Origin of the sequence: Sulfitobacter sp. HGT1 (genome assembly GCF_013282155.1) — a bacterium.
Taxonomy (GTDB): Bacteria; Pseudomonadota; Alphaproteobacteria; order Rhodobacterales; family Rhodobacteraceae; genus Sulfitobacter.
The window spans coordinates 141,795-166,915 of record NZ_BLWI01000008.1 but is presented as its reverse complement, the minus strand read 5'-3'; the positions used below and the strand labels follow the sequence as shown (position 1 = coordinate 166,915).

The following is a 25,121-nucleotide window of genomic DNA, read 5'->3' as shown; positions in this document are numbered from 1 at the left end:
ACACCATGAAATTTGCCACATTCACCGTTGATGACACCCAATATTACGGCGCTGTGTCAGACGGCGGCATGATCGCGCTGTCGGGCGATTTCCCGCAGTGGAAGACATTGCGCGATGTGATTGAAAACGATGGTTTTTCATCGCTTGAGGTCGCCGCACAGGGCAGGGCTGTCAGCCACGCCAATGGCACCTTCCGCTGGGATATTCCCGTGCCAAATCCCGAAAAGATCATCTGCGTGGGCGTCAATTTCCCCGATCGCAACGCCGAATATAAAGACGGGCAAGACGCACCGCCCAACATGTCGCTGTTCATCCGGTTTCCGCGCTCCTTTGTCGGGCATGAATCGCCTCTAACCCGCCCACCAGAGACACATCAGCTGGATTACGAGGGCGAAATTGCTGTCGTTATCGGCAAAGGTGGCAGACGGATTGACCAAGCTCATGCACTGGATCACATATCTGCAATAACCCTTTGTAATGAAGGTACATTAAGGGATTGGGTGCGTCACGCGAAATTCAACGTGACCCAGGGCAAGAATTGGGACGGATCAGGGGCCATGGGCCCTTGGTTGGTGCCCTTTACGAATCCTGACCAGATCGTCGATGTCGCGCTCGAGACGCGGGTCAACGGCGCGCTCCGCCAAAAGGACCGCACCGGGCGGATGCTGTTTCCCGTCGCGCGCCAGATCGCCTATATCTCGACCTTCACGACTTTGGTGGCGGGCGACATCATCATCACGGGCACGCCCACGGGTGCGGGTGCGCGGTTTGATCCGCCGGTCTGGCTGGTGCCCGGTGACGTGGTCGAGGTCGAAGCCCAAGGCATCGGCATCTTGCGCAACGGAGTAACCGACGAATGACCCCTGCTGAAATTACCGCCGCCGCCGACATGTTGTTTCAGGCCGAACTCAGCGGCCAGCAATGCGGGCTGCTGAGCCTTGCCTATCCCGCCATCACGCTGGACGATGCCTATGCCGTGCAGGCCGCCCTGGTCGCGCGCAAACGGGCGGCGGGGGCGCGTGTCATTGGTTGGAAGATCGGCCTGACCAGCCGCGCCATGCAACAGGCGCTCAACATCACCACACCTGACAGCGGCGTTCTGCTGGATGACATGGTGTTCCAGACCGGCGACACGGTGCCCAAGGGGCGGTTCATCCAACCCCGGATCGAGGCCGAGATTGCCTTTGTCATGAAAACCGATCTGGCCGGCGCGGATGTCACGCGCGATGCCGTTATTGCAGCGACCGACCATGTGACCCCCGCGCTCGAAATCCTCGACACCCGTGTGTTGCGTACTGATCCGGCGACCGGCAAACCGCGGGTGATCTATGACACGGTGGCGGATAATGCGGCCAATGCGGGCATCGTTTTGGGGGCTGAGCGGCACAGGATCGACGCGCAAGATTTGCGTTGGGTCGGGGCCGTGGTCAAACGCAACGGGGTGGTCGAAGAAACCGGATTGGGCGCAGGCGTGCTGAATGATCCGGTGATGGGGATTGTCTGGCTGGTCCAACGGCTTGCCGTCTATGGCATGGGTCTGTCGGCTGGCGAAACCGTTCTGTCAGGGTCGTTCATCCGCCCGATCGAGGCAGAACCCGGCAGCGTATTCGACGCGGATTTCGGGGCATTCGGCCGCGTGCAGTTGACCTTTGCCTGACCCGTTGCCGCGCTGGCTGCCGAACCGATCTAGGTCGCTGGCATTTGGGTCAGCCGCATTCACAAGGCAGCGATGGCGGCCAAGGCGCGCGGGCGATATCGACCATGTCTATTCGGAGAACGTCAGCAACACCGACTATGCCCGCGTCGTGTGTGAATATGCCGAAGCCGGGAATGGCCTGAAACCGTCGTTGCCTCGGCGATCTGGAACTTTGCGCCGACCTTGGACAAGACGATTGCCGAAGTGCACCTAGGCATGTGCATGGCGGCGGATTTCGGGATCTATGCGTTCACCAAAGAGGGCGGCACCGTTCTGGCCCCCTTGGGCACGTTTGAGGGTAAGGCCCCCGAAGCCGCGCTTGAACTGGTCAAAAAGCGCGAGGCCGAGATCATGTCAGGTGATTTCACCGTCGAGATCGACGATTGCGAACCCACGTCGCCGTAACCCATGATGGCAACCTCAGAGGTCGTTCTGCGCTTTGACGCCATCATCAAACGCTTTGGCAGGCTGGTCGCGAATGACGCGGTCAGCTTGTCTTTGCATCGGGCCGGGGTCGTGGCGCTGTTGGAGGAAAACGGCGCAGGCATGACGACGTTGATGAATATCGTGTTCGGGGGCGATACCGCCAGCAGAGTGTCGGTGCAGGTGTTCGGCCAGACCCTGCCGCCGGGCAATGCGCGTGCCGCGCGCGATGCCATGGTGCATCAGCATTTCACCTTGGCGGATAATCTGACGGTGTTGGAGAACATCGCGCCTGGCGTCCAATCGCTGAATTATTTTCACTTTAAGAAGGTTTGAATACCGTTCAAAAACAAATAATTGTAAGGCATATTTAAACTTATGGTTGAACCTTCGGCGCGGGTGGGCGGCCTGTCGGTCGGCGAACGCCAGCGGGTGGAAATCTTTAAGGCGTTGTACCGGTATGTGAAAATCCTGATCCTTGACGAACCCACCGCACATCTGCCCCCGCAAGAAGCAGATGACCTCTTCGCAACCCTTCGATTGGCAACCGCAAACGGTTTGTCGATACCCTTTATTTTCCATAAATTACATGAGGTTATAGAGATATCCGACCGTGTTACGGCGCTGCGCTATAGCAAGTTGGTCGCCCAGACCCGTACCGCTGACACGGATAAGAACCCATTGCCGGCGCTGATGATGGGCACGGTGGCAAAGCCCCCCGATATCACATTGCCTTCACCATGTAAGGCACTGCTTTCAAATGATAATATAAGTAAACCGAATTAGGGGGCATCCCGGGCCTCAACGTGATCCCGAACCCGCTGATCAACATCGTCTTGCAGGGGCACCATGATACATTCCCCAAGCGGCGCGGCCTGACGCGGTTCAAGGAAATGCTGGCGATGGGGATCAATGTCGGCTGGGGGCAGGATTGCGTGCCGGACCTGTGGTATTCGCTGGGAACGGGCGACATGCTGGACGTGGCGTTGATGGGGTTGCAGGTGGCGCAGATGACCAGCCCGGACGCGTTGCGCAAATGCTTTGACATGGTGACCACGGGCAATGCGCGCACCATGGGCTTGCAGAATTACGGATCGGAGGTCGGGGCCAAGGCATCACTGGTGGTGCTGGATGCCGGTGACCCGATAGAGGCGCTGCGCCTGCGGGCCAACCGGTTATGTGTGATCGCCAAGGGCAGGGTGATCGCGCGGGGGCCACGGTCTGACACGGTGCTTAACCTGCCGGGGCGGCCTGACCGCGTGGGGCGGCGGCATAAGACGTCACAGTAAATCGCGGCCGAAACCCATTAGCGGCATGAAATCGAGCCAAATCGGCAGATGATCCGACGCGCGCTTGGCATCCGGTGTTTCAACCACGCCGCCGCCGACCAGCCGCAGATCGTCATCCATCGCAATCCGGTCAAGGGCGGCCATGGGCATGCGCGCATGAAAGCTCTTGCCCGGTGCGTGGATGTTAAAGTGGTGTGCCAGCCGGCCAAGCCCGACAGTCTGTGACCATTCGTTCATATCACCGGCAATCAGCGTCGGGCGGCGCGACCGCGCGTCCAGATGGGCGATCAGCGCTGACAGCTGCGCCCGGCGCGACCGGCGCATCAGGCCCAGATGGGTGGCAATGACGCGCAATGCGATGCCGCCGATATCGGTATCCACCACCATCGCGCCGCGCGGTTCGGCACCGGGCAGGTTGATGTGCTGGACATCCTGAACTTCGGCGCGCGGGGTCAGCAAGATCGCGTTGCCATGCCAGCCCATGCTGACCTTGCTGGGCACGGGCACTGCGATCAGGCCGGTTTCGGCGGTCAGCATATCCATCGGCAGGGCCGAGGGGCGTTCACCAAGGCGCATGTCGGCCTCTTGCAGCACAACGATTTCGGCATCCAGATCGCGGATGATCCGCATGATCCGGTCAGGGTCGCGTTGGCGGTCCGTGCCCTTGGCCTTGCGCATATTATAGCTGGCGATGCGCAGCGTGGGGGCGGTGGTGGTATCTGGTGCGGTCATAACATCGGGGCTCCGATGCGGAATATGGCCTCGGACAGCCGGCGCGGCAAGGTCGGGTGCGGCGTGTTTGTGTGGCACTGCGCAAAACCGGCGGTGAACCAGTCAGACAAATCCGCCACGCTGCCCGCATCATAAAGAAACAACATCGCCTCAAAGTTCAGCAACATGCTGCGCACGTCGAAATTGGCCGTGCCCATGGCGGCGGCGTCATCAATCACCATCGCCTTGGCGTGCATCATCGCAGGGGTGAAATAGTGGATCACGGCACCGGCTGTTTCAGCGTCGCGCAGATAGGCACCGCGGGCGAAATCGGCGATCGGCTGCAACGATTTCTGCGGCACCATGATCCTGACATCGACACCGCGCAGGGCCGCGATGCGCAGGGCATTGGACAAGGGTTCGGTCGGCACGAAATACGGTGTCGCGATCCAGATGCGCGAATGTGCCAGATGCAGGGCGCGGATCAGCCCGTCATGCAGGGGGTCTTCGGCAATATCGGGGCCCGAGGGGATCAGTTGTACCGTGGCAAGGCCCGCAGATTTCGGGGCGGGGCTGGTCAGCTTGATATCGTTACCGCTTGCGACCTCCCAATCGGATCTGAAGACATCGCAAAACCCCTGTACGGCCAACCCTTCGAGCAGATAAGCCAGATCGACCCAGCTTGCATCGGTGGGCGCGTCCGACATGTAGTTGGCCCCGATGTTCATCCCCCCCGAGAAAACGCGGGCATTGTCGGCGATGATGATCTTGCGGTGATTGCGCAGGTTCAGGTGGCCCGAACTGGGCAATTGCAGAAACGGCGAAAAGAACAGCACGTCGGCACCTGCCTCTCTCAGCGCTTTCATCGCCTTGTGGGGGCCGCGCATGGTGCCGATCCGGTCCATGAGCAGCCGCACTTTGACGCCGGCCCTGGCCTTGGCGGTCAGCGCCTGGACAAAGCGCCTGCCGGTGTCGTCGTCGGTAACGATATAGAACAGGCAATCAATGCTGTGTTCGGCGGTTTCGATCATCTCCATCAGCGCATGAAATGTGGCCTGCGGGCTGTCGAGCAGCCTGAAGCTTTGGGCCTCGACGGCGGGGGGCATGTTGAAGGCCTGAAAGGTGTGATCCAGCGCGTGTACCGGCGTGCGGTGGTGTTCCTTGTCGGAAAACCGGATCGGGTTGTACTTCTTGTTTTGTTTGCGAAACCCAAGGCCCAAAAACACCGGCACGGCCACATAGGGTAATAACACCAGAAACAGGATCCACGCGGCAGTGGATTGGGGGCTGCGCCGCTGTTGCAGCAGAATGAACGCAACCAGCAACGTCAAAAGAATGACGCCCACGACCTCGATATGGGTGGTGATAAAGCCGAACATAGAGGGTCCCTGCATGTCTTCTTGCGGTAAGGGGCGATGTCGCGCCCCGCTTCAAGACTTAACAGAGCCCCCCGCGAAGTCACGGGGGGAGTTGCATGTTATTGGGGCAGGTGGATATTGAACCTTTCGCGGATCATCCGGTCGGTTGCGGGATCAAACCGCGCATTTGCACGCTGGGCCAGGATTTCTTCCTTGCGGGCTGTCGCCTTGGCCAGCAGATCGGGTTTGCCCAGTTCGGCCCATTCCTTGGGCGATGTGCGGTCGGCCAGTGCGGGATAGATATATTCGGTCTGCATCAGGCTCAGGGTCTGGTCGGAGCCCAGATAATGCCCCGGGCCGCCGATACAGGTGGCGCGGATCACCTCAAGGCTGACACTGTCCTCGGTGACTTCGATGCCGCGCACGCAGCGCAGGGCCTGACCGATCAGATCATCCCCCAAAATCAGCGATTCCAGACAGAACCCCAGCAAGGAGGCGTGCATGCCTGCGGCCTCGTAGACCATGTTCAGGCCGGACATGCCCGCCATCACATTCGACATCGCCTGTTCCCACCCCGCTTGCATATCGGGCAGCTTGGCATCGGCAATGCCCGCCGCAGCGCCGCCGGGCAGGTCATAGTAACGGTGCATCTGTGCACAACCCGCCGTCAGCAGCGCCTGTTCGCCGGACCCGCCCGACATGGCACCGGTGCGCAGGTCGCTGACAAAGGGCCATGTGCCAAAGATCGCGGGATGCCCCGGCTTGATCGCGTTGACATAGACCAGCCCTGCCAGACATTCCGCAACCGCCTGAACGATCGCACCGGCAATGGGGGCAGGGGCGGTGGCACCGGCCTGACCGGCCGACAGCAGCAGGATCGGCATGCCGCCGTCGATCAACGCCTCCATCACCAGACAGCTTTCGGTGGCAAATTTCATCGGGGGCACGACAAAGCAGTTCGAATTCGACACGAAAGGCCGTGCGCGCCATTTGTCTTCGCCTCCCGCGATCATGTGCAGGAGTTCCAGCCCGTGCGGCACAAAAGACGGTTCGGTAAAGGAAACCCCCACATGTTTGGTGGTGCCCGCACAGCAGGCATAGATCGAATTCAAATCCATCTCGAGGTTGTCGGGGATGTCGCGGCACACCATCGGGCGCTGCACGAAATGCAGGTTGTCGAGCTGGTCGGCAATGCGCGCGGCATCATGCAGGTCTTGCACGCCACATTCGCGGTAGGTGCGCCCGTCCACTTCGACCAGATGCACAGCGGCCCCGGCGGTGCCGTAATGGACCTTGGTGCCCGACAGTTCCAGATCGTGCTTTGGATCACGGCCATGCAAGGTGACAGAGCGGTTGGCCGATGCGATCGTGTCTTCGATCAGCGCACGGGGAAAGCGCAGCCGGCCGTCGTCGCCCAGAATGGCACCGGCACCGGTCATATAGGCAATTCCCGAAGGGGGCGCGTCGGCAAGGCCGATCTGTTCCAGCGCGTCCAGAACGGCCAGATGGATACGGTCCATCGCGGCGGGGGACAGCGGATTATAGGTGCCGCCCGACATGCCAGCCCGAACCGGGCGCAGATGATCGGCAAGGGGGGCAGCGCGTGCGGCACGGCGTGCGGCGCGGCCACCAGTGCGGTGAGGTGTTTGTACGGTCATGAAGTGAATCCAGTATTGGTGACTGTCAGGGTGCGAAAGGCCAAGCTAGTGGCCCAAGGGTGCCCCCCGTGCCGCACGCCCGCGATCCGCACCGATGGTGCGGCTGACACGCGTCGCGATGCAGTGGTCTGTTTTCATGAACCTGCTCCCAAGATTGTTCCGATGCTGCGAAAATAAAGTCGCCGACGCTGTCTTGTTTGCGACGTAAATTCTGTTTGCGACCAAGTGAACTCCTTGTGAACAAGGGCAATGGGTGGCGGCCCTCCGCCGACGGGCAAGGCAAAACAGCAACAAACCGCCCCCCGATTGATCTATGACAAGTGGTGATTGAAACCGATGCCTACTTTGCGAGTTATGTCATCGAGGCGGGATTGCCCCGCTCGGACATAATACTTCAAGGAGTTATCTATTATGAAACGTACAATGAAAATTGCTTCAGCCGCTCTTGTCGCATCATCTGCTTTCGCAGGCTCCGTCTTTGCCGGCAGCCTGAGCGAACCCGTGATCGAACCTGTGATGATGGAACCCGTTCCAGTCATCAACACTGGCGGCGATTGGACCGGTTTTTACGCTGGTTTGCAGCTCGGCTATGGCGATGCAGATGGCCCGGGCGTGCTGGATGGCGACAACGGCCTTTATGGCTTCCACGCTGGCTATGACTATGATTTCGGTCAGTTCGTCCTGGGCGGCGAGCTTGATTATGACCAAACCAACATCGACCTGAACGGTGGTGCAGCAACAATTGATTCCGTTGCACGTGCCAAGATCAAGGGCGGTTACGACTTTGGTAACACATTGGTCTATGCGACCGGTGGCTATGCCTTGGCTGACACGTCGGGCGGCGACGAAGATGGCGCGTTCTATGGTATCGGCATGAGCTATAAGGTCTCGGAACGCTACACCGTTGGTGCGGAGCTGCTGGAGCACCGTTTCAAGGATATCGGTGGTGTTGTCGGTGACGATCTGGACGTGACAACCTTTACCCTGCGCGGTTCCTACCGCTTTTAAGGCGACCAAGTGAGAAAACTGGCGGTGTGACCCTTGGGGGTGCCTGAAAAGGTGCCTCCGGCGGGGATATTTAAGAGCCAGAGAACAGGGGCCAGGGAGCAATCCCCGGCCTCTGATACGTTTTGGCGGTGCGGTTGCTATTTGATGCGGCTGTCGGCGAAATCGCACAGGGTTTTCAGGGCCTGCGCAAAAGCGGTGTCTTCGATGGTCATCGCAACCCTGATATGGCCCGCGGCTGCCTGACCGAAGCTTTCCCCCGGCATCACCGCGATATAATGGGCCTCGAGCAGGGCATAGGCGAAGTCTTCGCCGGACATGCCGGTGCTACGGATGTCCAGCATCAGATACATGGCCCCATCGGCGGGCACCAAGGACACGGCATTCTGGCGCGCGATGATATCCTGGGCCAGCAGACGGCGGCGCTGGAAGGGGGCGGCGATTTCTGTTTCGAAAGCGGGGCCTTGGTTCAGGGCGAATTGGGCGGCATCCTGGATAAAGCCCGGCACGCCGTAGGTGGTATGGGTGGCAAGATTGGTCAGATGTTCGATGGCATCCGCCGGCCCCACGATCCAGCCGCAGCGCGACCCGGTCATGGCGTGGCTTTTCGACATGGAGCCGACAACAAGCGTGCGGTCGGCCATATCGGGCAGGGCGCGGGGCGACAGATGTGTGCCTTTCCAGACTTGCGTGTCGTAGACTTCGTCAGAGATCAGCCACAGGTCGTGATCCATGCAGGCCCGCGCAATGCCGTCGAGGGTGGAGCGGGAATAGACCACGCCGGTGGGGTTGTTGGGCGAATTGACCAGCAGCGACTTTGCCCCCGGTGCGGCGGCAGCGATTACATCGGCACGGGGCTGGAAGGCGTCATCGGCATGGGCGGGGACTGCTTTTGGCACGGCACTGACACCGCGGATCGTGCCGGGATAGGTCGCATAATAGGGATCAATGAACAGCGCCGTGTCACCGGGGTTGGTGGCGGCGGCATGGGCGGCGAACAGGGCGGCCTGGCCGCCGGGGGTGATAACCACGTTATCGCGGGTCGTGGGCACGCCGGTGCGGTCCTGCACGCGCCGGGCGACGGTATCGCGCAAGGCGGTGGTGCCGGGAACCGAGGCATAGCCCGTGTGCCCGGCAAGGGCCGCCCGGTGCATTTCCTGCAAAATCGGTGCTGCGGTGCGGATGTCATGCTCTCCGATGGTCAGTTCGGTGACGGGGGTGCCGTCAGAGATCATCTGGCGGGCGCGCAGGAACACGCCCCAGCCATCTGATCCGCCGCCCAAAAGACCTGTGATGCGTGAGGAAAGCTGCATTCGTTATCTCCGATTGATCTGTTTGCGCCGCAGGGGCGCAGAGGTGGCGGGCTTTGTCAATCAAGCTTGACCCATAGGGCTGCCCCGCGCTAGGCAGGTGCCATGACGATGAACACACTCATTATTTGCTGTATTCCCTGCTGAGACTTTCCGGCGGGCCTGTTCATAGCGTTTTCTTTTCAAAACAAATGTGCCATGCCCGCGCCATACTTGCGTAAGGACGCGCCATATGACGACGATCAAGCTGCACAACACGAAAACCCGCAAACGCGAGGATTTCGTTCCCATCGACCCTGAAAACGTGCGGATGTATGTCTGCGGGCCCACGGTGTATGACCGCGCCCATCTGGGCAACGCGCGGCCGGTGATCGTGTTCGACGTGCTGTACCGGTTGCTGCGCCATGTCTACGGGCCGGATCATGTGACCTATGTGCGAAATTTTACCGACGTGGATGACAAGATCAACGCACGTGCGGCGCAAAGCGGTCGGTCGATCGGAGAGATCACCGCAGAGACGACCCAGTGGTTTCTGGACGATATGGCGGCCGTTGGGGCGCTTGAGCCGAACGAGATGCCGCGCGCAACGGCGTATATTCCGCAGATGATCGAGATGATCGAGGGGTTGATCACCAGTGGTCATGCCTATGCCGCCGAGGGGCATGTGTTGTTCGCCGTTGAAAGTTACAAGGACTATGGCGCGCTGTCGGGGCGGTCGATTGACGACATGATCGCCGGTGCGCGGGTCGAAGTGGCCCCCTACAAGCGCAACCCGATGGATTTCGTGCTGTGGAAACCGTCGGATGCGGACACGCCGGGCTGGGACAGTCCGTGGGGCCGTGGCCGTCCGGGGTGGCATATCGAATGTTCGGCCATGTCGTTCGAGTTGCTGGGCGCGCATTTCGACATTCACGGCGGCGGCAACGATCTGATGTTCCCGCATCATGAAAACGAGATCGCCCAAAGCTGCTGTGCCCATCCGGGGTCGGGCTTTGCCAATTACTGGCTGCATAACGAGATGTTGCAGGTCGAGGGCAAGAAGATGTCCAAGTCGCTGGGCAACTTCTTTACCGTGCGTGATTTGCTGGACCAAGGTGTGCCGGGCGAGGTGATCCGTTTTGTGATGCTGAGCACGCATTACCGCAAGCCGATGGACTGGACGGAGAAGAAGCGGGAAGAGGCCGAGAAGACTCTGCGGAAATGGATGAACCTGACATGGAATTTGCAGCCATTCGATGCTGGTTTGTTTGAGCCTGATCCAAAGTTTGTCGAAGCCATCGCCGATGATCTGAATACTCATCTCGCACTTGTTTACCTGAACGGTCTGACCGCGCAGCCGCAGAAACTGCTCGACCACGCGCGGTGGCTGGGGTTTCTGTCCGATAAGGCTCGTTTGGAAGAAGAAAAAGCGCGCCGTGCCTATTCGTCGGGCTCTGGAACTGGAGCAAGTGAGCTTCTGGCTTCTTTGAGACAGCGTATGGATGCTTTACGAAATGACGCTAAGCTAAGTAAAAATTTTGATCTGGTCGATGTGTTCAAGGCAGCGCTACTGGACGCTGGTGCAGAAGTGCGAATGAGCAAGGACGGCGTTGAAGTCATAGCAGGCCCTAATTTTGACCCAACGAAACTAGAGGCTCTCAAATGATGCGCGCAGTTGGCAACGGCGGGGCAGTTTGTTGGGACCGGAGTGAGGGGCCAGCCCCTCACGCTCCCCGGAGTTTATTTGGCAAAATGAAGGTGGGGGTGCGGAAGTGACGAGAGAACGCCTTTATCTTTATGACACCACGCTTCGGGACGGGCAGCAGACCCAAGGGGTGCAGTTTTCGACCGCCGAGAAAATCACCATCGCGAATGCTTTGGACGGGCTGGGGGTGGATTATATTGAGGGCGGATGGCCGGGGGCGAACCCTACGGATTCCGCGTTTTTCGAGGATGCGCCGCGCACCCGTGCCCGGATGACGGCCTTTGGCATGACCAAACGGGCGGGGTTTTCGGCCGAGAATGATGACGTGTTGGCCGCTGTGATGAACGCGGGTACCGAGACCGTTTGTCTGGTGGGCAAGACCCATGATTTCCACGTGACTGCCGCGCTTGGCATCGAGCTGGATGAAAATACAGAAAACATTGCGAAATCAATTGCCTATCTGGTGGCGCAAGGGCGCGAGGCGCTGTTTGATGCGGAGCATTTCTTTGACGGGTACCGCGCCAATCGCGCCTATGCGCTGACGGCGATCAAGGCCGCCTATGACGCTGGCGCGCGCTGGATTGTGCTGTGTGACACCAATGGCGGCACCATGCCCGCCGAGGTGGGGCGGATCACGGCTGAGGTGATTGCGGCGGGCATTCCGGGCAGCCATCTGGGCATTCACACCCATAACGACACCGAAAACGCGGTCGCCTGTTCGCTGGCGGCGGTGGATGCCGGTGCGCGGCAGATACAGGGCACGTTGAACGGGCTGGGCGAACGCTGCGGTAATGCAAATCTGACCACGTTGATCCCGATCTTGCTGCTGAAAGAGCCCTATGCCAGCACGTTTGAGACCGGGATCAGTCTGGAGGCGCTTGAGGGGCTGACCCAGATCAGCCGCAGTCTTGATGAAATCCTGAACCGTGTGCCGATGAAACAGGCGGCGTTTGTGGGGTCTTCGGCCTTTGCTCACAAGGCGGGGCTGCATGCGAGCGCGATTCTGAAAGACCCGTCGACTTACGAGCATATTCCGCCCGAACGGGTGGGCAATGCGCGGATCATTCCGATGTCCAATCAGGCGGGTCAATCCAATCTGCGCCGCCGTTTGGAAAGCGCAGGCCTGACGATTGCCAAGGGCGATCCGGCGTTGGGGCTGATCCTCGATCAGGTCAAGGCACGCGAGGCCGATGGCTATAGCTATGATACCGCGCAGGCCAGTTTCGAGCTGTTGGCGCGGCAGGCCCTGGGGCAGATGCCCGACCTGTTCGAGGTCAAGCGCTATCGCGTTACGGTTGAGCGGCGCAAGAATAAATACGACCAGATGGTCAGCCTGTCGGAGGCCGTTGTCGTCGTCAAAGTCGACGGTGAAAAGCGGCTTTCGGTAAGTGAAAGCATGGATGAGGAAGGCTGCGACCGTGGCCCGGTGAACGCGCTTTCCAAGGCGATCGTCAAGGATTTGGGGCAGTATTCGGCCCTGCTGGAGGATATGCATCTGGTCGATTACAAGGTGCGCATTACCCAAGGCGGCACCGAAGCGGTGACCCGCGTGATCATCGACAGCGAAGACGGGCAGGGGCGGCGTTGGTCAACCGTAGGGGTATCGGCCAACATCGTGGATGCGTCCTTCGAGGCGTTGCTGGACGCGATCCGGTGGAAACTGATCCGAGACCTGAAGGCATAAGGGACCAAAGGGATGCTGTTGAAAACCCTCCTGGCCATTGTGCTGAGCGTGGTGATCACGCTGGCTGTCGCTGTTGTTCTTGTTGTGAGTGATCCGGCCACGCCAGCCGCGCCAGTCGCGGCAACGGGCGGGTTGGATTTCGCAGACTATCTGGCGAATACCGCAGGGGGCACCGTGGCACCGCCGCTGCAGAATGCCACGATGCGCGATGGCTACGCGCTGGCCTACCGTCGTTTTGACGGGCCTTTGGGGGCACCGATGTTGGTCTTGGTGCACGGGTCGGGGTGGCACGGATTGCAATTTGTGCAGATCGCCCAACAGCTGAGCAAGAAGGCCACGGTTCTGGTCCCTGATTTGCGGGGCCATGGTGCTGCACCGGGGCGGCGCGGGGATATTGATTACGTCAACCAGCTTGAGGATGATCTGGTTGATCTGATCACTGCGCTACACGAACCGGGCCAAAAGATCGTTCTGGGCGGGCATTCCTCGGGCGGCGGGTTGGTCGTGCGGTTTGCGGGCAGCGATTATGGCCAGTTGCTGGATGGGGCGGTGCTGATCGCCCCGTTTCTAAAGCATAACGCGCCGACCACGCGGAAAAATGCGGGCGGATGGGCGACTGTGCATCAGCGCCGGATGATCGGCCTGTCGATCCTGAACGCCGTTGGCATTTCGACGTTTAACGACAAGACCGTGATCCGGTTTGCGATGCCCGATCTGGTGCTGGACGGGCCTTTGGGCGATACGGCGACCACGGGTTATAGTTACCGGCTGAACACCGGATTTGCACCACGGGATGACTATCTGGCTGATGTGGCGGGGCTGCCGCCGTTCGTGGTGATCGCCGGAGCCGATGATGAAGCGTTTTACGCAGATAAATACGAGGAAACGATGGCCGCAGTGAGCGACAAAGGCACCTATGTGATTGTGCCGGGCAAAGGGCATTTGGGGATCGTTGACGCCCCCGAAACGGTTCAGGCAATCGGGGGTTTTCTTGATGCAATTTGATGATGATCTGACCGCCTGCGCCGCCATTGTTGAGCGCGCGGACCCGTTGCGGTTTCGCGCGACCATGGCGGCCCCAGTCAAAGCGCGGCGCGTTTTGTTCCCGCTATATGCTTTCAACATCGAAGTGGCCCGTGCACCTTGGGTCACGCAAGAGGCGATGATTGCCGAAATGCGCCTGCAATGGTGGCGCGATGTCTGCGAAGAGATCAGCCAGGACGGCCCTGTGCGCCGCCACGAGGTCGCGACGCCTTTGGCGTCAGTCCTGACCGCAGATCAGGCGCGGTGCCTTGATACGCTGGTGGGGGCGCGCCGTTGGGATATTTACCGCGATGCCTTCGAGGATACCGCGCATTTTGACGCCTATATCGACCAGACCGCGGGCAGCCTGATGTGGGTTGCGGCCTCGGGGCTGGGTGCGGCGGATGAAACCGTGGTGCGTGACGCCGGCTATGGCGCGGGGGTGGCGGCGTGGTTTCACGCCATTCCGCAACTGGTGGAACAGGGCCGCGTGCCTTTGCTGGATGGCACTGATGCGGGGGTGGCGGGCCTGGCGCACAAGGCGCTTGGGCGGCTGCAAAACGCCCGAAGCCAGCGCGGCAAGGTGTCGGCAGCAGCGCGGCCTGCGCTGTTCAGCATCGGGGCAAGTGCTGCTGTGCTTGAGGCCGCGATCCGCGAACCGTCGCGGGTGGGGGATGGCAGCTTGCCCGCGCTTGATGATTTTCCGCTGTCGTGGCGCGCACTTAGCGGGCGGTGGTAAGCTTAGGCTTGTGCCGATTTCTGACGCAGCACCAGCCAGATCAACGCGCCGCCTGCCAAAACCAGAAACGGGATCATCGCGATATTCACTGCGGCCCAGCCTTCGATGGCGCTGCCGCCTGAACAGTTCATCAACCCGCCACTGGCCAGCGATGCAAAGGTCACGCCGCCGAACACCAGCAGATCGTTCAGGCCTTGCATCCGGCCCCGCTCGTGCGGTTCATGCGCGCCTGCCAGCATGGATGTGGCCCCGATAAAGCCAAAGTTCCAGCCGATCCCCAACAGGATCAGGGCGACATAGAAATTGCCCAGCACGACCCCTTGCAGGGCGACCATGCCTGCGACCGCCAGAATTGCGATGCCAAGTCCAAGGATCTTTTCGACGCCAAAGCGCGCGATCAGATGGCCGGTAAAGAAAGACGGCGCGTACATTGCCAGAACATGGCCAGTGACCACATGGGACGCATCCACGATGTTATAGCCACAGCCGACAACCGCCAGCGGCGTCGATGTCATGACAAGGTTCATCAACGCATAAGAGACCATGCCGCAGATCACTGCGACCGCAATGCGCGGCGTCTTGAGCAGCTCCATCCGGGACCGCCCCTTGGGGGCGTCAACCGATGGCAGAGGTGGCTTGGGGATTTGCAGGAACGCAAACAAAAGCATGCCAACCGCGTTCAATGCGATTGCGGCCACATAAACGGGGAAAAACCGCATCACGGTCGCATCAGGGCTGGAATCGGTCAGCAGACCCACCAGTTGCGGCCCCAGCACGGCCGACAAAAGCCCGCCCGCCATGACATAGGAAATCGCCTTGGGGCGAAATTCATCCGACGCGGTGTCGGTCGCGGCAAAGCGGAAAAAACCCTGGGAAGACATGTAGATGCCCATCAGGTAGCTGCCCAGCAGGAACATCGCAAAGCTTTGGACCGTCAGGGCATAGGCACAGGTCGCTGCCCCCGCCATGCCGCCAAAAGCGCCAATGATGAACCCGGTGCGCCGCCCGAATTTCTGCATCACGCTGGACAGCCACGGTGCCGTGGTCATCGACCCGAAGACGATCATCGAGATCGGCAAGGTCGCAAGGCAGACGTTGGGCGACAGCTGTTGCCCCGCCAATCCGCCGATCACGAAATACATCGGCATCTGGCTGCCAAGGAAAGCCTGCGCGGTGACCAGAACGGCCACATTGCGCTTGGCGCGGGTGTCATCAATCATTGTCATGGCAACGGCGTAAACTTAGCTTTTGCCATGGGCAAGCCCCTTGTGTCTGGTCGCGGCCTGAGCGACGATTGCACGATGGATCAGAGCACTCATATTTTGTTGATCGCGGGCAGCGCCGAGGCGCATGGCATTGCCGCACAGATAGCGCAAACATCGCAAAGAATGCAGGCGTTCCTGCGGGCCCCCGAACGCAGTTTCGGGCCTTTGCCCGTGCCTTGGAAAATCTGGTGCCCTGCGTCGGTTGAGGCGATGAAATTATTTCTGAAGCAGCAGCGGATCACCGCCATTTGTGATGCCGGTCACGGTTTTGATGCCGATGTGTCGGACCGCGCCGCCGCCGCTGCCGCGGAACTGGGGCTTGCCTATGGGCGGGTGTTGCGGCCGGTCTGGCCCGTTGATCCGCCGGGCCTGCGGGCCGCATCGGTTGCCGAAGCCGGCGCATTGATATTGCCGGGCGCGCGGGTTTTTGCGGCAACGGGCAGGGGCACCGTGGCCCAATTCGCCCCCTTTGCCGGCGCGCGTCTGTTCCTGCGCCAGAACGGCCCGAACGCCCGCAGTGTCTTGCCCGATTTTGTGGAACCGGTGTTGGGCACGCCGCCCTTTACCGTGGCACAAGAGGTCGCGCTGTTCGAGCAGTTGAACATCGACACAATGATTTGCCGCAACGTCGGCGGTGCCCCGAGCCGCCCCAAGTTGGATGCCGCGCGTCAGATGGGGTTACGGACCATCGTGATCGACAGGCCGGCCCCGCCACGCGATGTGCGCATCATGGGATCAACCGCTGAAGCGGTGGATTGGCTGGCCGCGCTATGACCGTCGGGCGCATTATCACCTGCGATGCGGATGTGGCCGAGGGGGCGGCGTGGCTGGCCGCGACCCATCCGCGCTTTGCCGATGCTTTGCAGGCGACCGGCCCTTTGCCCCTGCGGCTGCGTGCCGACGGGTTTGACGCGTTGATCGGGGCGATCATCAGCCAGCAGGTGTCGGTCGCGTCGGCAAATGCCATGCGCGCCAAGATGGATGCGCAGGGCCTGACCCACGAGGCGGCGATAGTTGCGGCGGGCGAAGACGGGTTGCGCGATGCGGGCCTGAGCCGCCAGAAAATCCGCTATGCTTTGGCGCTGGCACAGGCGGGCGTGGATTATGCCGCCCTGCGCGATGCCCCCGATGCGCAGGTGATCAAAACGCTGACCGCAATCCCCGGTGTGGGCAGTTGGACGGCGCAAATCTATGCCATGTTCTCGCTTGGCCGCGCCGATGTGTTCGCCGAGGGCGATCTGGCCTTGCAAGAGGCCGCAAAAGTGCTTTTTGATCTGCCAGAGCGACCAAAGCCCAAAGCGCTGGCGCTGATGGCCGAAGACTGGTCACCGTGGAGGTCGGTTGCAGCCCGCGCGCTGTTTTCGTACTACCGCGTTGTAAAACAAAGGGAAGGGATCACATGACACGCGTCTTAAACGCAGAGCGCCGCGAGCCGGTATCGGGGAAAACGCGGTCAGCCGTGGTCTTCCTGCACGGCTACGGGGCCAATGGCGCTGACCTTTTGGGGCTGGCCGATCCGTTGGGCGAACATCTGCCCGACACGCTGTTCGTGGCCCCCGACGCGCCCGAGGCCTGCGCCGGTGCGCCGATGGGGTTTCAGTGGTTTCCGATCCCGTGGATTGATAATTCCTCCGAGGAAGAATCCGAGCGCGGCATGATGCAGGCGGTGCAAGACCTCAATTCATTCCTGGATGCGCTGATGGTGGACGAAGATTTGCTGCCCGAACAGGTGGTGTTGTTCGGCTTTAGCCAGGGCACGATGATGGCGCTGCATGTTGCCCCGCGCCGCGAAGAAGCAGTGGCTGGCATTGTCGCGTTTTCGGGTCGTTTGCTGAGCCCCGAAAGCCTGAAAGACGACGCATTGGTGCGCCCGCCGGTCTTGTTGGTGCATGGCGATTCCGACGATGTCGTGCCGCCACAATCGCTGCCCGAAGCGGCGCAAGCCTTGCAAGACGCAGGCTGGACGGATGTGTTTGCCCATATCATGAAGGGCACCGCCCACGGCATCGCGCCTGACGGGTTAAGCGTATCGCTTGCGTTCATGCGCGACAAACTGGGGCTTTAGGTCTTTGATCGGCGGCGTGGCCCTTCGTCGGGCACGTCGCCCATTTTTTTCGGCGCAGCGTTCCCGATCCCGGCCATAAACGGGCGGTCGAACCTGAACGCATCGCCGCATTGGCTGCGCATGAAACGCCGGGTTTACCCGCTTGGCGAAACTTTCACATGCCCGTTACTTAACCATCATACCCTGTCTGCGACATCTTGTGCTCCTTTGCGACTTGTCAGGCGCAAAACACGAGATATAGTTTTAACCATCGGCGGGGCTGTTCCCGCCGGACCGGACGCGGAACGGCAAAGGGTTTACAGTTACATGGACGGCGACTTTAGAACAGAATTCACGCGCAGCCCCGCAGGGCTGAAAGATAAACCGGCCCTGGTGCTGAATGCGGATTACAGGCCATTGTCCTACTATCCGTTGTCGCTGTGGCCCTGGCAGGATGCGATCAAGGCGAAATGGCTGGACAGGGTCGATATCGTTGCCGAATACGACGACTACGTGCACAGCCCCTCGATGGAGATACGGATCCCTTCGGTTGTCGTCCTCAAAGATTATGTGAAACCTCAAAAGCGCGTGGCCTTCACGCGCTTTAATTTATTTCTGAGGGACGAATTTTGTTGCCAATACTGCGGCGCACGGGGCGATCTGACATTCGACCATGTGGTGCCACGGGCGTCGGGCGGGGTGACAAGCTGGCAAAATGTGGTTGCGGCGTGCAGCCCGTGCAACCTGCGCAAAGGGTCCAAAGCGCTGCACCAGACCGGGTTCCACCTGCGCAAACCGCCGCGCCAACCCGCTGCCGAGGAACTCCGCAACATGGGCCGCAAATTCCCGCCAAACCACTTGCACGAAAGCTGGATGGATTTTCTGTATTGGGATGCCGAGCTTCAGGCCTGATTGCGATGTGTGGGGTCGATTATCGCTGCCGGATCAGGTGAATTGCGATCTTAGAAACGCAGCGACGCGGTCATGGGCGGCAGGCGTTCGCGCCCCGCGGCGGCCATGCTTTCCATCAGGGCGCGCGCGTCTGCTACGGAGCCGTCTTGCAGTTTCGGCAGGTCAAGCGCTGCCATGGTATCAAGGACAGCCTGAATTTGAGGATGGACGTCGTCTGGCATGGGGGATCCTTGCTGCGTTTGGAAGAACAAAGTTTATTGGATTTCGCCGGCCTGACCACCATGAACAAACCCTGCGCCGCGCGTTGGCGTCTCAACCTCCGAAGCCGCAGCTTTCGAGGGAAAACTGTGGCTAGATATCCAGATCAACCCAAACCGGCACGTGGTCGGACGGCTTTTCACGGCCGCGCACGTCCTTGTCGATCTGGCTGTCGCGCAAACAATCCGCCACAGCGGGGCTGAGCAGAAAATGGTCGATGCGGATGCCGTTGTTGCGGTTCCATGCCCCGGCCTGATAATCCCAAAAGCTGTAATGGCCGGGCCCTTGGGTGCGCGCACGGAATGCATCGGTCAGGCCAAGGACCAACAAACGCCGCCAGGCCGTGCGCGATTCAAGCCGAAACAACGCATCCTCGCGCCAGGCATCGGGGGTCGCGGCGTCTTCGGCCTGGGGGATGATGTTGAAATCGCCAGTCATCAGAAACGGCGTTTCTTCGGCCAGCAGGGCGCTGGCGCGGTCGTGCAGGCGCTGCATCCACGCCAGTTTATAGGCGTATTTCCCGCCCTCTACGGGCTGGCCTGCGCTGTCGAGCTCGACCGGATTGCCATTGGGCAGATACAGGCCGCAAATGCGGATGGCCTGTTTGTCCCCCATGACCGAGGCCTCGATATAGCGCGCCTGATCGTCGGCTTCATTGCCGGGCAGGCCGCGTGTCACGTCTTCGAGCGGCAGTTTTGACAGGATCGCCACCCCGTTGAACGATTTTTGCCCGTGGGTTTCAACATTATATCCGCGCTCTTCGAATATCTCGCGGGGGAAATTTTCATCGACGGATTTGATCTCTTGCAGGATCGCAACATCGGGCTGCGCCTCGTCCAGCCATTGGGGCAGCGCGTCGATCCGTGCCTTGATCCCGTTGATGTTGAACGTTGCGATTTTCATGGCTGGCCCCCTGGCAAAGATAGGCTCCAGCTATCGCGTATCCTGTGCAGTGGGGCAAGAGCGCGGTCCGTTAAAATAGCGCTGGAATTGCCCCTGATTCGGGGCAGAATTGCGGAGGGGCGCGGATTTTAAAAATTCCGGAAACGTCAGGATGCCGGTTGAGATAGCTTCGAGCGTTCCGCTGTGTGCCGTTGTTTTTAATAGAATTTTCCCGATGGTCCGAAACGGATTTGATACACGGAACCCGCCGAAATTCGCGCTAAAATGGCAGTTAACGCACGAGTAACTACTTTTGAGATTAATTATTGGGCAATTGGAGCATTCGCTCGCAATTGGTTGAAAATCTAATTTCGAAGAGGACCTTACATGACTGCATTTGCCTATGTTGAAGAAACACTTTTCACCGCCGCACCATCGGACCGGACCTCGCTTCATGGGGGTGGGGGAACTGACCTGTTTACGACAGGGGCCAGCGCCGGACCTACCGATATGGCGACAGGCGGGGGGACCGACCTGTTTACCACCAGCTGCACCCCTGCGGGGACCGCTATGTCGTCGGGACATCTGGTGGAGCTGTTTACCACCAGCTGCTGATCTTCGTTTTGTAACGGCCCTGTGCCCGATGTGGCGCAGGGCATCTTCGGGGGCCGTCTATGTCGAATGTTCTTTCTTTCATGCCGCGCAACGGCGTCAATCCCGCCGGTTTTGGCAGCCTGACCTCAATGGTCGCTAACCAGCGCCGGGCGCGGGGGGATGTGTTCTGGCTGAAGGAAAATGCCGAATGGCTGGGCATTCTGGTCAGCATGCGGGCGCAGGTCGGGGCAGAGGCTCTGGCACCCTATGCACCGTTTTACGAAGCGATCCGCACACAGCTAGAATTTTTTCCGCAGTACTACCGCTTTTTCCTGTCAATCTGTCTGGACCTTGAGGATCTGGGCGCGGGCAGCAATCAGGGCGAAGCCTTGTGCAGTTGGGTTGCAACGCAGGGCGCGCCAGAGGCGGAATTGTCGGATCTGCAAAGGGGCGAAGCCGCGCGGCTTTTGGCGCGGCGTGGCGTCAGGCCCGACCCTTGCGATGGCTATTTGCCGGACCGCTTGCACCGTTTCATAGACCGGTCGGACACCTTTGCCTTGCCCAACAAGAAAGCGGCCTATGAACTGGCCCATATTGTTTTCTACCTCAGCGATTACGGGCATGTTGATCCGCAGTTGAGCGACAAGGCGGCTGTTAGCCTTGAATATGCCGGGCTGCTTGCTTTTCTGGATCAAGATATTGATTTGCTGGCTGAAATCTGCGCCGCGCTGCGGTTTTCAGGCCTCACGCCAAGTCCGATCTGGGAGGGTTTGGTTCAGGACGCCCATCATTCCTGCAGGTTGGTAAATGGCGGGCAGGGCGCAGCGAATGACGCCTATCACGGTTATCTGGTCACCGGATGGTTGGCGCACATGACCGGTTCACGCGCATTTGCCAGCCCTGTGCCGACGGGGCAGGTGGCCGTTCAGGGGGCTTTGAGCGGGCAAGGGGCATTGCGCCGCTTGTCTGAAACCCTGTTCGATCTCGGCTCTGACAGGGTGCCGGATTGGTCGCGGATGCGGGGCCGGGTTTTTTCGGATCTTGGCGGGGACGCGCAACAGGTGATTGTTGCGGCTGAACGCTCCAGCCCGATGTTTGACGCCTTTTTTGAGGGGTTTGCCCGGGCTGCAACGGCAGAAATGGCCTCATTGGCATGAGGCCAGCCTCCGGCGGGAGTTTATTTGGCAAAATGAAACCCCGAGGCGGGGTGTTACATCGAAAAGGAGGTGCCGCAGCCGCAGGCGCTGGTGGCGTTCGGATTTTCGATCACGAAACGCGCGCCGATGAGTTCTTCGGAGAAGTCGATTGTCGCATTTGCCAGAAACGGCAGGGAGATGCTGTCGACGACGACCTTTTGGCCGGCCCCTTCGAGGATCATGTCATCGTCTTTGGGGGCGTCCAGGATAATTTCATATTGAAAGCCCGAGCATCCGCCGCCTTCGACTGCGACGCGCAGGGCCTTGCCATCAGCCGCCGCACCGATTTCGGCAAGGCGGTCAAAAGCACGGGATGTAACTTTGGGGGGCAGGTTCATTTTCGGGCTCCGGTGTGATCGGTTTCCATCTGTCGTTGGTTGCAATATAGAAAGCCATAGGACAGGCCACAAGGACCACTGATCATGCGCGCTTCTTTTGCCTCTGATCCGGCAGCGACCCGGGGACGGTTGATGCCGGAGGAGGAAAGCACCTTCCGGTCTTGCTTTCAGCGGGATCGCGACCGGATTATTCACGCCAGCGCCTTTCGCCGGCTCAAGCACAAGACGCAGGTGTTCATTGAACACGAGGGCGATTATTACCGCACGCGGCTGACCCATTCGATCGAGGTGGCCCAAGTGGCGCGCACGATTTCGGGGGCATTGGGCTTGAACGCGGAGCTGACCGAGGCGGTGGCATTGGCCCATGATCTGGGCCATCCGCCCTTTGGTCACACCGGAGAGGACGCGTTGCAGGCGTTGATGCTGCCCTATGGCGGGTTTGATCACAATGCGCAGGCGATCCGCATCGTGACGCATCTGGAGCGGCATTACGCGGAATTCGACGGGTTGAACCTGACCTGGGAGACTCTGGAGGGACTGGCCAAGCATAACGGTCCGGTCACGGGCCCGCTGCCTTGGGCATTGGAGGTTTATGGCCGCCAGCATGATCTGGAGCTGGGCACCTATGCCAGCGCCGAGGCACAGGTGGCCGCGATTGCCGATGATGTGGCCTATAACCACCATGATCTGCACGACGGGCTGCGCGCGGAGCTGTTTTCGACCGACGAGCTGGCCAAGCTGCCCATTCTTGACCGCAACTTTGCCGAGGTGGACCGTTTGTACCCCGGCCTGAACTATTACCGCCGCCGTCACGAAGCGCTGCGCCGTTTCTTTGGTGTGCTGGTCGAGGACGTGATAAACTTTGCGCGCATGCGTCTGGACGAAATGCAGCCGCAATCCGCGACCGATATTCGTATGGCGGGCCGGACGTTGATCCGGTTTTCGGACCCTGTGTTTCAGGACCTCAAGGTGATCCGCGCGTTTTTGTTCGACCGGATGTACCGGGCACCGTCTGTCGTGATCATGCGTAAGCAGGTGACGCAGGTGGTCAATGACTTGTTCCCGCATTTCTGCGCCCATCCCGAAGAGCTGCCCAAGCAATGGCGCAAGGATGTCGAAGAGGCCGAGAACGACACAGCCCTTGCGCGGATTGTCAGCGATTATATCTCGGGGATGACCGACCGCTTTGCGCTTCAGGAACATGAACGGCTGATCAAAGGCTAAGCGCCCTTGATGTTTGGCGGTTTTTCAGGTGATACACGGGCCTAAGACGAAGGAAAGCCCCAAATGAACCTATTTGCCGATATCCGCACCCATGTGCTGTCCACACTTGATGCACTTGTTGCTGACGGGTTCTTGCCCGCCGGCCTGAGCTTTGACGCCATCACGGTGGAGCCGCCCCGCGATGCGGCCCACGGCGATATGGCCACCAACGCGGCGATGGTACTGGCCAAACCGGCAGGCATGAAACCCCGCGAGATTGCCGATAAACTGGCGGAAAAGCTGGCTGAAGACCCGCGGATCACATCAGCCGAGGTCGCAGGGCCGGGGTTCTTGAACCTGCGTCTTGCCCCGTCTGTCTGGCAGGGTGTTGTGGGGGCTGTACTGGCCGAGGGCGTTGATTTTGGTCGCGGCGCATTGGGCAAGGGCAAGCGGGTGAACGTTGAATACGTGTCCGCCAACCCGACCGGGCCGCTGCATGTGGGCCACACCCGTGGCGCGGTTTTTGGCGATGCTTTGGCATCCTTGCTGGATTTCGCGGGCTTTGACGTCACGCGTGAATATTACATCAACGACGGCGGGGCGCAGGTCGATGTTTTGGCGCGGTCTGTCTACAACCGCTATCTTGAGGCGCATGATCTTTCTGTCGATTGGCCCGAAGGCACCTATCCCGGTGACTATCTGATCGAGGTCGGCGAGGCGCTGAAAGCCAAGGTGGGCGATGCCTATATCGGCAAGGACGAAGATGTCTGGCTGGAAGACGTGCGCAACTTTGCCACCGAAGCAATGATGGAGCTGATCCGCGCCGATCTGGCGTCTTTGGGCGTCAAGATGGATGTGTTCTTTTCCGAAAAATCGCTTTACGGCACCGGCCTGATCGAGGCGGCGATTGAAGACCTGAAATCAAAGGGTCTGATCTATGAAGGCGTGCTTGAGCCGCCAAAAGGCAAGCTGCCCGAAGATTGGGAAGCCCGCGAGCAGACCTTGTTCAAATCGACCGAGCATGGTGATGACGTGGACCGCCCTGTGATGAAATCCGACGGGGGCTGGACCTATTTCGCGCCCGATATCGCCTATCACTATGACAAGGTGCAGCGCGGCTTTGACATGTTGATTGATGTGTTCGGGGCCGACCACGGCGGCTATGTCAAACGGATGAAGGCGGCGGTATCGGCGCTGTCTGGTGGCACTGTGCCGCTGGATATCAAGCTGACGCAGTTGGTAAAGCTGTTCAAGGACGGCAAGGAATTCAAGATGTCCAAGCGGGCAGGGACCTTTGTGACCCTGCGCGATGTGGTGGATCAGGTTGGCCCTGATGTGACCCGTTTTGTTATGCTGACCCGCAAGAACGACGCGATGTTGGATTTCGACTTTGCCAAGGTACTTGAGCAATCCCGCGAAAACCCTGTGTTTTATGTGCAATACGCCCATGCGCGGGTGAATTCGGTTCTGCGCAAGGCCGCCGAGGCCGGCATCGCCACGGATATGGCGACCTTGCAAGCTGCGGATTTGTCCCTGCTGGATCACGAGGCAGAGCTGAAGCTGGCAGGCAAGCTGGCCGAATGGCCGCGTCTGGTTGAAACAGCAGCCCGCAGCAATGAACCGCACCGGATCGCCTTCTATCTCTACGAGCTGGCAGGCGATTTCCACGGGCTTTGGAACCGGGGCAATGATGACCCGTCCTTGCGGTTCTTGCAGGAGGACGCGGCTGTGTCTCAGGCAAAAATCGCGCTGGCAAAGGCCGCGGCGATTGTAATTGCGTCAGGTCTTGGTATTCTTGGTGTGACCCCGGCGGAAGAGATGCGTTAATCGCACGCCCGCTGGACAGGCA

The 25,121-nt window shown here is 60.1% G+C and carries 24 protein-coding genes and 3 pseudogenes; 18 read left to right on the top strand and 9 right to left on the bottom strand.

What is annotated here, in order from left to right:
* Positions 1 to 5 precede the first annotated feature (5 nt).
* The 5 genes and pseudogenes from HGT1_RS07060 to HGT1_RS07040 form a co-directional block, all read left to right on the top strand.
* On the top strand, positions 6 to 860 hold the full coding sequence (locus HGT1_RS07060) for a fumarylacetoacetate hydrolase family protein (protein ID WP_176249227.1): 855 nt from the start codon (positions 6 to 8) through the stop codon (positions 858 to 860).
* Positions 857 to 1,657, top strand: coding sequence for a 2-oxo-hept-4-ene-1,7-dioate hydratase (gene hpaH, locus HGT1_RS07055; RefSeq protein ID WP_176249226.1), 801 nt, complete (start codon positions 857 to 859; stop codon positions 1,655 to 1,657). The genes HGT1_RS07060 and hpaH overlap by 4 nt, the downstream gene beginning before the upstream one ends.
* A gap of 171 nt (positions 1,658 to 1,828) precedes the next feature.
* Positions 1,829 to 2,101, top strand: a pseudogene (locus HGT1_RS07050) (BMP family ABC transporter substrate-binding protein); the annotation flags it as partial.
* Between the two features lie 3 nt (positions 2,102 to 2,104).
* Positions 2,105 to 2,905 (top strand): annotated as a pseudogene (locus HGT1_RS07045) (ATP-binding cassette domain-containing protein).
* An 11-nt stretch (positions 2,906 to 2,916) separates the two neighbouring features.
* Positions 2,917 to 3,408, top strand: a pseudogene (locus HGT1_RS07040) (amidohydrolase family protein); the annotation flags it as partial.
* Here HGT1_RS07040 and HGT1_RS07035 read toward each other — a convergent pair.
* The 3 genes from HGT1_RS07035 to HGT1_RS07025 form a co-directional block, all read right to left on the bottom strand.
* Positions 3,400 to 4,140, bottom strand: coding sequence for an endonuclease/exonuclease/phosphatase family protein (locus HGT1_RS07035; RefSeq protein WP_255200122.1), 741 nt, complete (start codon positions 4,138 to 4,140; stop codon positions 3,400 to 3,402). The pseudogene HGT1_RS07040 and the gene HGT1_RS07035 sit on opposite strands and share 9 nt — an antisense overlap.
* A complete protein-coding gene (locus tag HGT1_RS07030; RefSeq protein WP_176249224.1) occupies positions 4,137 to 5,498 on the bottom strand; it encodes a phospholipase D-like domain-containing protein in 1,362 nt (453 codons plus the stop codon). Before HGT1_RS07030 ends, HGT1_RS07035 begins: the two co-directional genes overlap by 4 nt.
* 98 nt (positions 5,499 to 5,596) lie before the next feature.
* Positions 5,597 to 7,135: a trimethylamine methyltransferase family protein gene (locus HGT1_RS07025; RefSeq protein ID WP_176249223.1), complete on the bottom strand. Its 1,539-nt coding sequence runs from the start codon at positions 7,133 to 7,135 to the stop codon at positions 5,597 to 5,599.
* A 411-nt stretch (positions 7,136 to 7,546) separates the two neighbouring features.
* Between HGT1_RS07025 and HGT1_RS07020 the strand changes: the two genes are divergently transcribed.
* Positions 7,547 to 8,143 (top strand): outer membrane protein, encoded by a 597-nt coding sequence (locus tag HGT1_RS07020; RefSeq protein WP_176249222.1) that lies wholly within the window; start codon positions 7,547 to 7,549, stop codon positions 8,141 to 8,143.
* A 137-nt stretch (positions 8,144 to 8,280) separates the two neighbouring features.
* Here HGT1_RS07020 and HGT1_RS07015 read toward each other — a convergent pair whose 3' ends face one another.
* Positions 8,281 to 9,453, bottom strand: a complete 1,173-nt coding sequence (locus tag HGT1_RS07015) for a pyridoxal phosphate-dependent aminotransferase (RefSeq protein ID WP_176249221.1) — start codon at positions 9,451 to 9,453, stop codon at positions 8,281 to 8,283.
* A gap of 229 nt (positions 9,454 to 9,682) precedes the next feature.
* Between HGT1_RS07015 and cysS the strand changes: the two genes are divergently transcribed.
* The 4 genes from cysS to HGT1_RS06995 all read left to right on the top strand — a co-directional run bounded on the left by cysS (position 9,683) and on the right by HGT1_RS06995 (position 14,580).
* Positions 9,683 to 11,095: a cysteine--tRNA ligase gene (gene cysS, locus HGT1_RS07010; protein ID WP_176249220.1), complete on the top strand. Its 1,413-nt coding sequence runs from the start codon at positions 9,683 to 9,685 to the stop codon at positions 11,093 to 11,095.
* A gap of 106 nt (positions 11,096 to 11,201) precedes the next feature.
* Positions 11,202 to 12,818: a citramalate synthase gene (gene cimA, locus HGT1_RS07005; RefSeq protein ID WP_176249219.1), complete on the top strand. Its 1,617-nt coding sequence runs from the start codon at positions 11,202 to 11,204 to the stop codon at positions 12,816 to 12,818.
* An 18-nt stretch (positions 12,819 to 12,836) separates the two neighbouring features.
* Positions 12,837 to 13,823, top strand: a complete 987-nt coding sequence (locus tag HGT1_RS07000; protein ID WP_217902977.1) for an alpha/beta hydrolase — start codon at positions 12,837 to 12,839, stop codon at positions 13,821 to 13,823.
* The gene (locus tag HGT1_RS06995) at positions 13,813 to 14,580 is read left to right on the top strand and encodes a squalene/phytoene synthase family protein (protein ID WP_176249218.1); all 768 of its coding nucleotides are present in this window, start codon (positions 13,813 to 13,815) and stop codon (positions 14,578 to 14,580) included. Before HGT1_RS07000 ends, HGT1_RS06995 begins: the two co-directional genes overlap by 11 nt.
* 2 nt (positions 14,581 to 14,582) lie before the next feature.
* On the opposite strand, the gene HGT1_RS06990 is transcribed toward HGT1_RS06995, so the two are convergent.
* A complete protein-coding gene (locus HGT1_RS06990) occupies positions 14,583 to 15,806 on the bottom strand; it encodes an MFS transporter (RefSeq protein ID WP_176249217.1) in 1,224 nt (407 codons plus the stop codon).
* Between the two features lie 27 nt (positions 15,807 to 15,833).
* On the opposite strand from HGT1_RS06990, the gene HGT1_RS06985 reads away from it, so the two are divergent.
* The 3 genes from HGT1_RS06985 to HGT1_RS06975 are packed head-to-tail and all read left to right on the top strand — an operon-like array spanning position 15,834 to position 17,910.
* On the top strand, positions 15,834 to 16,619 hold the full coding sequence (locus tag HGT1_RS06985) for a precorrin-6A/cobalt-precorrin-6A reductase (RefSeq protein ID WP_255200121.1): 786 nt from the start codon (positions 15,834 to 15,836) through the stop codon (positions 16,617 to 16,619).
* On the top strand, positions 16,616 to 17,248 hold the full coding sequence (locus tag HGT1_RS06980) for a DNA-3-methyladenine glycosylase (protein WP_176249216.1): 633 nt from the start codon (positions 16,616 to 16,618) through the stop codon (positions 17,246 to 17,248). Before HGT1_RS06985 ends, HGT1_RS06980 begins: the two co-directional genes overlap by 4 nt.
* Entirely contained in the window at positions 17,245 to 17,910 is a 666-nt protein-coding gene (locus HGT1_RS06975) for an alpha/beta hydrolase (RefSeq protein ID WP_176249215.1), read from the top strand. The genes HGT1_RS06980 and HGT1_RS06975 overlap by 4 nt, the downstream gene beginning before the upstream one ends.
* Here the strand turns inward: HGT1_RS06975 and HGT1_RS18460 are convergent.
* Entirely contained in the window at positions 17,907 to 18,032 is a 126-nt protein-coding gene (locus HGT1_RS18460) for a DUF6434 domain-containing protein (RefSeq protein WP_373029632.1), read from the bottom strand. The genes HGT1_RS06975 and HGT1_RS18460 overlap by 4 nt on opposite strands.
* 184 nt (positions 18,033 to 18,216) lie before the next feature.
* Here HGT1_RS18460 and HGT1_RS06970 point away from each other — a divergent pair, with 184 nt between their 5' ends.
* Positions 18,217 to 18,801 carry an HNH endonuclease gene (locus HGT1_RS06970; protein WP_176249214.1) on the top strand — a complete coding sequence of 195 codons (585 nt, stop codon included), beginning with the start codon at positions 18,217 to 18,219 and terminating at the stop codon, positions 18,799 to 18,801.
* A gap of 50 nt (positions 18,802 to 18,851) precedes the next feature.
* Here HGT1_RS06970 and HGT1_RS06965 read toward each other — a convergent pair whose 3' ends face one another.
* Together HGT1_RS06965 and xth are read right to left on the bottom strand one after the other, a co-directional pair.
* On the bottom strand, positions 18,852 to 19,022 hold the full coding sequence (locus tag HGT1_RS06965) for a hypothetical protein (protein WP_176249213.1): 171 nt from the start codon (positions 19,020 to 19,022) through the stop codon (positions 18,852 to 18,854).
* A 130-nt stretch (positions 19,023 to 19,152) separates the two neighbouring features.
* A complete protein-coding gene (gene xth / locus HGT1_RS06960; RefSeq protein WP_176249212.1) occupies positions 19,153 to 19,962 on the bottom strand; it encodes an exodeoxyribonuclease III in 810 nt (269 codons plus the stop codon).
* A 366-nt stretch (positions 19,963 to 20,328) separates the two neighbouring features.
* Here xth and HGT1_RS06955 point away from each other — a divergent pair, with 366 nt between their 5' ends.
* Both HGT1_RS06955 and HGT1_RS06950 read left to right on the top strand, forming a co-directional pair.
* Positions 20,329 to 20,556 (top strand): DUF6749 family protein, encoded by a 228-nt coding sequence (locus HGT1_RS06955; RefSeq protein WP_176249211.1) that lies wholly within the window; start codon positions 20,329 to 20,331, stop codon positions 20,554 to 20,556.
* A 59-nt stretch (positions 20,557 to 20,615) separates the two neighbouring features.
* The gene (locus HGT1_RS06950) at positions 20,616 to 21,692 is read left to right on the top strand and encodes a DUF6902 family protein (protein ID WP_176249210.1); all 1,077 of its coding nucleotides are present in this window, start codon (positions 20,616 to 20,618) and stop codon (positions 21,690 to 21,692) included.
* A 53-nt stretch (positions 21,693 to 21,745) separates the two neighbouring features.
* Here HGT1_RS06950 and HGT1_RS06945 read toward each other — a convergent pair whose 3' ends face one another.
* Positions 21,746 to 22,069, bottom strand: coding sequence for an iron-sulfur cluster assembly accessory protein (locus HGT1_RS06945; RefSeq protein ID WP_176249209.1), 324 nt, complete (start codon positions 22,067 to 22,069; stop codon positions 21,746 to 21,748).
* 84 nt (positions 22,070 to 22,153) lie between these two features.
* On the opposite strand from HGT1_RS06945, the gene HGT1_RS06940 reads away from it, so the two are divergent.
* On the top strand, positions 22,154 to 23,293 hold the full coding sequence (locus HGT1_RS06940; protein ID WP_176249208.1) for a deoxyguanosinetriphosphate triphosphohydrolase: 1,140 nt from the start codon (positions 22,154 to 22,156) through the stop codon (positions 23,291 to 23,293).
* 63 nt (positions 23,294 to 23,356) lie between these two features.
* Positions 23,357 to 25,099 (top strand): arginine--tRNA ligase, encoded by a 1,743-nt coding sequence (argS, locus tag HGT1_RS06935; protein WP_176249207.1) that lies wholly within the window; start codon positions 23,357 to 23,359, stop codon positions 25,097 to 25,099.
* Positions 25,100 to 25,121: the final 22 nt, after the last annotated feature.